8 protein-coding genes and 1 pseudogene are annotated in these 6,911 nt (G+C 69.3%); 5 read left to right on the top strand and 4 right to left on the bottom strand.

Features of this window, described 5'->3' with window-relative positions; translation table 11 throughout:
- Positions 1–125: 125 nt before the first annotated feature.
- Together ACZ63H_RS38250 and ACZ63H_RS38245 are read left to right on the top strand one after the other, a co-directional pair.
- Positions 126–521, top strand: a complete 396-nt coding sequence (locus tag ACZ63H_RS38250; protein WP_469873070.1) for a hypothetical protein — start codon at positions 126–128, stop codon at positions 519–521.
- Positions 522–1,048: 527 nt separating this feature from the next.
- Positions 1,049–1,144, top strand: a pseudogene (locus ACZ63H_RS38245) (GntR family transcriptional regulator); the annotation flags it as partial.
- A 308-nt stretch (positions 1,145–1,452) separates the two neighbouring features.
- On the opposite strand, the gene ACZ63H_RS38240 reads toward ACZ63H_RS38245, so the two are convergent.
- Positions 1,453–1,617: a hypothetical protein gene (locus ACZ63H_RS38240; RefSeq protein WP_469873071.1), complete on the bottom strand. Its 165-nt coding sequence runs from the start codon at positions 1,615–1,617 to the stop codon at positions 1,453–1,455.
- Between the two features lie 60 nt (positions 1,618–1,677).
- The gene (locus ACZ63H_RS38235) at positions 1,678–2,598 is read right to left on the bottom strand and encodes an NADP-dependent oxidoreductase (RefSeq protein ID WP_469873069.1); all 921 of its coding nucleotides are present in this window, start codon (positions 2,596–2,598) and stop codon (positions 1,678–1,680) included.
- Positions 2,599–2,673: 75 nt separating this feature from the next.
- Here ACZ63H_RS38235 and ACZ63H_RS38230 point away from each other — a divergent pair, with 75 nt between their 5' ends.
- The 3 genes from ACZ63H_RS38230 to ACZ63H_RS38220 all read left to right on the top strand — a co-directional run bounded on the left by ACZ63H_RS38230 (position 2,674) and on the right by ACZ63H_RS38220 (position 4,325).
- Positions 2,674–3,099: a winged helix-turn-helix transcriptional regulator gene (locus tag ACZ63H_RS38230; RefSeq protein WP_469873068.1), complete on the top strand. Its 426-nt coding sequence runs from the start codon at positions 2,674–2,676 to the stop codon at positions 3,097–3,099.
- A 190-nt stretch (positions 3,100–3,289) separates the two neighbouring features.
- Entirely contained in the window at positions 3,290–3,568 is a 279-nt protein-coding gene (locus tag ACZ63H_RS38225; protein ID WP_469873067.1) for a hypothetical protein, read from the top strand.
- 466 nt (positions 3,569–4,034) lie between these two features.
- Positions 4,035–4,325, top strand: coding sequence for a hypothetical protein (locus ACZ63H_RS38220; protein WP_469873066.1), 291 nt, complete (start codon positions 4,035–4,037; stop codon positions 4,323–4,325).
- A gap of 709 nt (positions 4,326–5,034) precedes the next feature.
- Here ACZ63H_RS38220 and ACZ63H_RS38215 read toward each other — a convergent pair.
- Positions 5,035–5,418, bottom strand: a complete 384-nt coding sequence (locus ACZ63H_RS38215) for an RICIN domain-containing protein (protein WP_469873065.1) — start codon at positions 5,416–5,418, stop codon at positions 5,035–5,037.
- Positions 5,419–5,788: 370 nt separating this feature from the next.
- The gene (locus ACZ63H_RS38210) at positions 5,789–6,028 is read right to left on the bottom strand and encodes a hypothetical protein (RefSeq protein WP_469873064.1); all 240 of its coding nucleotides are present in this window, start codon (positions 6,026–6,028) and stop codon (positions 5,789–5,791) included.
- Between the last annotated feature and the right edge of the window lie 883 nt (positions 6,029–6,911).

Raw genomic sequence — 6,911 nt, 5'->3', positions numbered from 1 at the left:
GCGCGACCCGCGCAACTACCTGGCCTTTCTCGGCCTCGCCGCCGCCCTGTGCTGCTACAAGCGACTCATCCGCCTCACCACGTAGGACACGGTCTTAGGGCGCCGGCCCGTGGATCGTCGTGGCCGTGGTACAGCTGGCTGTCTATGCCGCTGTTGGCGACCGGCTGCCCGGTGAGGTGGTCTCCCATATAGGCTCCTCCGGCCCCGACGGCTTCATGGCACCGCTCAAGCTGGTCGCCATCACCGTTGGTGTGTACCTCGCCGAGGCGTTCCTGTTCGGGTACCTGTTGGTGCGTCGTCGTCAGACGCCGGGGCAGTACCGGCTCGTGGCCGCCTGTGCGTGGGGCGTTGCTGCGGGCGAGGGCTATTTGCTCACCGCATCCTTCGCCGCGAACGCCGGGCTGTCCGATCCGCACGACCTGGACTTCCCCATGTCCCTGCACGGGCCGATCGCCATTGCCGTTTGTCTGGTGGCCGGGGCCGTCGGTGCGGCCTTGGCATGGAAGACGGATCGTCGGTGACTCCGCCTGCCGCTCACCGGTGGCATGGAGCCGGAATGCGGGGCCCACGTGGTGCGTACCGGTCGAACTGCTCCACGCCGTCGCGGGCATCCTTCTCGCCTGCCTCACCTCGGTGGGCTGGTGGCTGCTCCCTGCGCTCCCTTGGGCTTGCTTATCGTGCTGACGGCAGCACCAGGGTTACCGTCGACGCCCGCGGCGTCACCATCTCGGCTGCCCGGCTACCGATCCGGCGCTCCCCCCGGACCGGATCGCGGGGGCACGCTCCGGCTACGCCCCGCCTGCCGACTTGAGGGGCTTCGGCTATCGAGTGATGCCCGGCCGGCACGCTGTCTCCTTGCGGCCGGGCGATGCCCTGTGGCTGGAGCTGAGCAGCGGCCGTCAGTTCGTTGTAGCGGTCGATGACGCCGAAACCACCGCGCGTCTGATCACGGAATCCTCGGGGAGGCGTTGACGCGATACTGGTGGAGATCGACACAAGCTCCCCGCAATCGCTCTCCGAACAGGTCGCCGCGGCCGTGTGACGCTCCATGCTGGCCGGCTCGCCGCGCGCCGGTGACCGGTTACCGGCCGCACGGGAGCCGGCCGGGGCGCTGGGGATGGGCGTCCACACCGTGCCGCGCGGCTACCAGACGCTCGAGGCGGAGGGGCTCGTCGAACTGCGGCGCGGCCGCGGGGCGGTGGTGGATCGTGTGCGCCCCGCAGGACCGGGTCGCAGTCGTCGAGCGTACGCGGCAGCTGGTGACTGCCGTCCGGCGGACCGGGATGCCGGATTCCGAAACGCTGTCACTCGTCTCGGCGTGCATGGGCCGGGGATACGGCGTGGACGGGGCGCGTCCCGCCTCCGGTCATTTCCCATGTCAACCAGCGGTTCGCGCCGGAGGCCGAACAGTCGTGGCCACAGTGGCTTCGGCAACGGGTTCAGCGGTCGACTCTATCGGCGCCGGGTGATGGTGGTGCCGGACGGCAGGCCCAACACGAGGATGCCGCCCGACATCGCCAGGGCAAAGCTCCGCAGGCCCATCATCAGCCCGATTGGGAAATGGCACAGCAGACCTGCCGACATCGTTGCAGAGCGGATCTGCTGCGGCAGCGACATCGCGGCAGCGCAGGCGATCGCTGCGGAGTGAGCCACCGGCCAGTCGATGTTCCTCTTGTATCAAGGCACCAGTACCAGGCGACCGCGCAGCCCACCCGCCGCCAGTCTGCGATGAGCTTCGGCGACCTTGTCCAGCGGCAGAACGTCGGCGACCCGCGTACGCAGCCCGGCGGCGGCCAGCTTGGCGAGGCGGGGGCCGTCCGCGCGGATCCACACGTTGCCCACCCGGATGCCGCGCAGCGGAGTCGGCGCATTGCCCAGCACGCTGACCAGCGAACCCCCGCCGCGCACCGCGTCCAGCGCCGGCATGCCCACGGACGCCGCGTCGACCGCGGCGTGTACGCCGCCGGGCACCAGGTCGCGCACTGCGGTGGGCAGGTCCGCGGTCCGCGGCACGAAGAAATCCGCGCCGAGATCGCGCACCGACTCCTCGTCGTCGGCACCCGCGACGGCGACCACCCGCACGCCGGCCAGCGCGGCGAGCTGCACCGTGTAGCCGCCCACCGCCCCCGCCGCTCCGGTTACCAGCAGCGTGTCGCCGCGCTTGACCTCAGTGGTATCGAGTGCCTGAGCAGCGGTGAGTCCGCCTAGGGGCAGGCTTGCCGCAGCCACCAGGTCGGTGCCGGCCGGTACCGCAGCGACCGCGTCCGCGTCCAGCACCACGTACTCGGCCTGCGCCTTGATCGACAGCGCCAGCCGGTCGGACAACCCGATCACCGCGTCGCCGAGTTGGAAGCCGACGACCCCGGGCCCGAGCGCCTCGACGATGCCGGCGACATCCCAGCCGATGCCGATGACCTCCCGCTCAGGGAGCAGGCCGCGGGCCGTGAGCGCGCCGGAGCGGGTCTGGAGGTCCACCGGATTGACAGCCGCCGCGGCGACCCGGATCCGGACCTGGCCGGAACCCGGTTCCGGCACCGGTACTTCGGCCATCTCCAGGACTTCCGGGCCACCAAAGGAACGAACGATCACAGCTTTCATGTCCACGAACCTATGGGGTGTTACTCTCCTGCGGAAAGTACGCACTTCGGAGTGCCTACCCGACCCGGGAGTGCCATGGCCACCCGCAATGCCGCCCAGCGCCGCGCCGATGAGCGCGCCGCCTACGACGCCTATCTCGCCACCTGCCCGGCCCGGCAGTTGCTGGACCGGATCAGCGACAAGTGGGTGAGTCTGGTGCTGAACGCGCTGGCCGACGGGTCGCTGCGGTACCGCGACCTGAACCGGATCATCGCCGGAGTCAGCCAGAAGATGCTCACCCAGACGCTGCGCAGCCTGGAGCGTGACGGCCTGCTCACCCGCACGGTGACCCCGTCGGTGCCGGTCCGGGTGGACTACCAGCTCACTCCACTCGGCCGCAGCCTGCTGCCGGTCATGGCCTCGATCAAGGCATGGGCCGAGTGCCATATCGAGGAAGTCCAGACCGCGCGTATGGATTACGACCGGGGCGTGGCTGCGGAGCCGCCCGTACCCGGTCCATGACAGCTGCGGGTCGGCGAGGTAGAGCGGGACACCGCGCGGTTCGAGGCCCGGGTCGGGGTCCGGCCGGTGACGCTGACTGCGAGGGAGTCCTTCGTCTTTGAGTCGCTGGCCCGCGAGCCCGGGCGGGTCGTCACCCGGGCACGGATCGACGCCGGAATCACCGCGCCGGATTCCGGCTCCATGCCACGCGGTGAGGGGCCGAACCCGCCCTCGATGTGGTCCTCGCGTTCCACCACGCCACGCCGTCCTCGGCGACCACGACAAAGTCCGCGCCACCGCCGACCGGCTACGCGACCTCGCCCGGAACGGCGACTGCGCCTACTACGCCGACATCACCCACTGCATCGCCGGACAGCCCCTCCCCCAGCCCTCCACAGCCCGCTGGCCCCAGCCCGAGGAGACCGTGCGCAGGCGCTGGCAGACGCTCGTCGCCGAGCGCCGACGCCATCTCGGCATCCGCCTGCCGTGAAGCACGCCGCCGTCCGCATCGGGCGGGACAGCACGAATACGGCTGTGGTCCGGGACACAGCCACAAGGCGAGGGGTCAGCCGGCGTCGGGTATCCGGCCGACGGGCCGGGCCTGCAGCTCCACGATCTGCGCCTGATTCCGGTCGTTTGGAGCCGTCTTCCGCCTTTCAGACGTAGACGACGACGGTCGGGAAGGTGAAGTTCGGGAATCGGGAGGGGGTATCGCGGACAGTCTCCGCCGCAGCACTCGGGGTCGGTGACGGCGGTCAACGACGGCGTGACCGACCCGGTGGGGTTTACGCAGAGCGGGGCCTACCCCGAGAAGGCGTTCGGTGACGTATCGCGGCCGCCATGACCCCCTCCCGCCGCGCATTCCGCCTGCGCATGGGCCGAGTGGCGCCGGTTTCAAGGCCGAGAGACCATGGAAATCGGGCGATTGAACGCACTCGATCCAAGGGAGCGTTGCCATGAACGCAAAGCCCGCCTGCGGGCCGGAACGCGACCCCGAGTTCTTCGAAGACCTCGACAAATTGCTTGCCCGGCACCCCGAAGCCGCTCGCAGGTATGGGGTGAGTTGTATGAGGGTTGAGCTCGAAATACTGCAGATCGACTTCAGTAAGCAAGTAGGGGTGTCACGAATTGAGGACGGCCGCATCATCACGGAGTTCTACGACCGAGACGACGACATTGTGCGTAGCGCACATAACTCCTGTTGTGAATGGGTAGACCACCACTGCGTGAAAATATGCCTGAAGTGAAACTCCGCGTTCGACGCTTGGGAGCGTGGCCATCGTCCCGCGACCGCGTTGATCTCCACGTCGACGCCGAGGCGGGAGCCATGCTCGACCACGGCCTGCTTGAACCCCGCGTCCACCCATGCCGTACGCGCTCGCGGCCGGGTCGGCGGACGTCCCACTGTCGCCACCGCTGCGCGGCCGACACGGGCGCGCAGCCAGCTGCGGGTACGCACTGGAGATGACCGTGCGCTCAACAGCGCTCATCGCGCACGCCTGCGGCCTCTCGCCGTCGAAGAGCTGCTTTGGTGTCGGCGGCTGCTCCGGCGGTCGTGTCAGGGTGTCAGGTCGAGGACGCGGACCAGCTCACCGATCCACCGGTAGGGGGCGGTGGTGGCGGTGATCGCCGTACCCCTAGTACCGGTGGTGCCCGCGCCGATGCGCCGGAAGGGGGCGACGAGGCCGCCCCCTTGAAGTGTCTGTTCGGCGAGTGCGCGGCGGGGTCGTCCGGGCGCGGAGCAGGGCGGCGCGGGTCGGTTCGGCGCTCTGCTCGTGCTCCTCGTCGAACCGGGCGGTCGGGCCCCTCGGGGCGTTCCAGTGCTCGTGCAGGTGGCCATGGCGCGGGGCGGACATGCCGTCGCCGGTGAGTACTCACGCGGTGTGGTGCAGGATGACCGAGGCGAGTTCCGCGCCGCCGGCCGGGAGGAACAACGGCGGGCGGAAGCAGGCTGCGTCAGACCTTGAAGAAAAGCCAGCTCTGATAGCGGTTGCCGCTTATCTCTTCCTTCAAATAGACGTTCCCCTTGCTGTTCGAATCCAGCACAGGGTACCTATCCCACGCCGAAGCGGCCAGGGCGTTGCTGTTTCCGAACCAGCCTCTTAGCCAGTTCTGCGGCATATAGCCCGTACCGCAGGGAAGCGTCCGCACACTTCCCGAATCGACAGCCGTCAGGCACAGTCCGGTACGATTGTTCTTGATCATGCAGCCGGGGTATCCATCGATTTTCTGGGAATACGGGATCCACTGCTGGTACGGGTTGTTCGAGGTGCACTCTTTGGTGTAGACGTTGCCATTCACATCCGAGTCGAGGCAGAGCCCGGTCTGCTCGTTCCTCATGATCGAGATACCGCCGTCGGGGTCGGCGGCGCACGCGGACGGAACCGCTGCCGTGCCGGCGCAGGCAGCAGCGAGGAGCCCGATGATCCGGCACGGCTGAGGTGGGCCAGGCATTCTGACCGGCAGAGATAGCGCCCGCCTACTTCTGCCGGATGGGCCTCTGGTCCCCTGTGTGTCACACCGCCGGGGGCCGCGGGCTCCGGGCCTCCTCAACGGCACGAGGCAGGTGCGGAAGCGGTCCGCCGTCGTCGAGGTCGCGCTCCAGCTGTCCGCCTCCACTCACCGAGCCCACCAGAGCTGTTGGTACTTCACCCTGGAGGGCGGAGCCGCCGTCTTCCACGTCAGATCTGCTGAACGCGGCATGCCGTCCTCACGCTCTCGCCGCCGCACACCGCGGCCGCCGGTTGTCGCCCGCACGCACGCTCCGCTGCCCGGCGAGTTCGCCGCCGACCCGGCCATGTGCCATCACGCCTGCCAGGTCGCGATCGACTTCGGTCTCGTGGCCGTCGACGCCATCGCCGATCTGCTCCCCCAGGAGAGGTCCCTCGCTCTGGCCCAGCGCATAGGGTTCTGCGACTGCGGCCGCCTCACCCTGGATGACGACCCCCACCCACCAAGTCCTGAACACCGTGGCGGCCACCAACATGACCGCCTGCCAGGCCCTGGTGCTCGCCGCGATCGACGGCAGGACACGGCCACTCCTGTAAGAGCCGGTCCCTACGCGGTGAGGTGGCCCCAGACGGCCGCCTCCTCAATGCCCGAACTCATCCCGCGCTCCCGACCGCCGCGCCCTCCCAGGGGCCGGCACAGCGCATGAAGGCGAGGCGACTTCATGGATCACGCCCCGCTCGGGCCCGGACACACCGTAGGCCGCTACTACGGGCGGGGCGACCGGACGGTGACGCCGGGTCAGGCTCGCGCTCCTGTCCCGCCTCCCCGGCCACGAGGTGGAGCAGGCCGTCCGGGACCGGGATCCCGACCGGTACACCCGCGCCAAGGGCGCAGCGCCGGCCCCGCCTGCTGTGGGAGAGGGAGCCGCCCGACGCCGACGCCTGCTTCGCGCCGAGCCGGCCCGAGCGGCCGAGGTCCGTCACCACACCGACTGGCACCGGCACATCACCCTGGCCGTGCTCGCCCACCCGTCCTGACAACACTCGCCGCCCAGGCCAGCGACGCCGCAAAGGGGGCCGCAGGAACGGAAACGGCCCTCGTTCCGGTCACCGTGGCAGAGATACGGCGGCTCCTGGACACTCCCCCTGCCCCTCCCGCGAACCGACCGCGATCCCGTCGTCCACGCACTGGAGTGGTCGGCCTGGAGAAGACGCCGCCAGGCCATCGCCCACCGCTGCCACCACCGAAAGCGCAGCTCAGGACACGAGCGCTGCTGGAGTAGTACTAAGACCGTGTCCTATGTGGTGATTGTTCGTTGGTCAGGGCATGGGGCGGGGTACGTGGAGTTGGATTGTTCCGGATGGGTTGTGGGAGATCGCGAA

The sequence above is a fragment of the Streptomyces sp. NPDC104831 genome (assembly GCF_055583025.1).
Note: the sequence above shows the minus strand (reverse complement) of the source record. Positions and strands in the feature narration are given on the sequence as shown.

Excerpts from the sequence above, each read along its gene's own strand:
- ACZ63H_RS38240 (WP_469873071.1), bottom strand. The coding sequence starts at position 1,617 with ATGTCGCTGCCGCAGCAGATCCGCTCTGCAACGATGTCGGCAGGTCTG.
- ACZ63H_RS38235 (WP_469873069.1), bottom strand. The coding sequence starts at position 2,598 with ATGAAAGCTGTGATCGTTCGTTCCTTTGGTGGCCCGGAAGTCCTGGAG.
- ACZ63H_RS38230 (WP_469873068.1), top strand. The coding sequence starts at position 2,674 with ATGGCCACCCGCAATGCCGCCCAGCGCCGCGCCGATGAGCGCGCCGCC.
- ACZ63H_RS38220 (WP_469873066.1), top strand. The coding sequence starts at position 4,035 with ATGAACGCAAAGCCCGCCTGCGGGCCGGAACGCGACCCCGAGTTCTTC.
- ACZ63H_RS38215 (WP_469873065.1), bottom strand. The coding sequence starts at position 5,418 with ATGAGGAACGAGCAGACCGGGCTCTGCCTCGACTCGGATGTGAATGGC.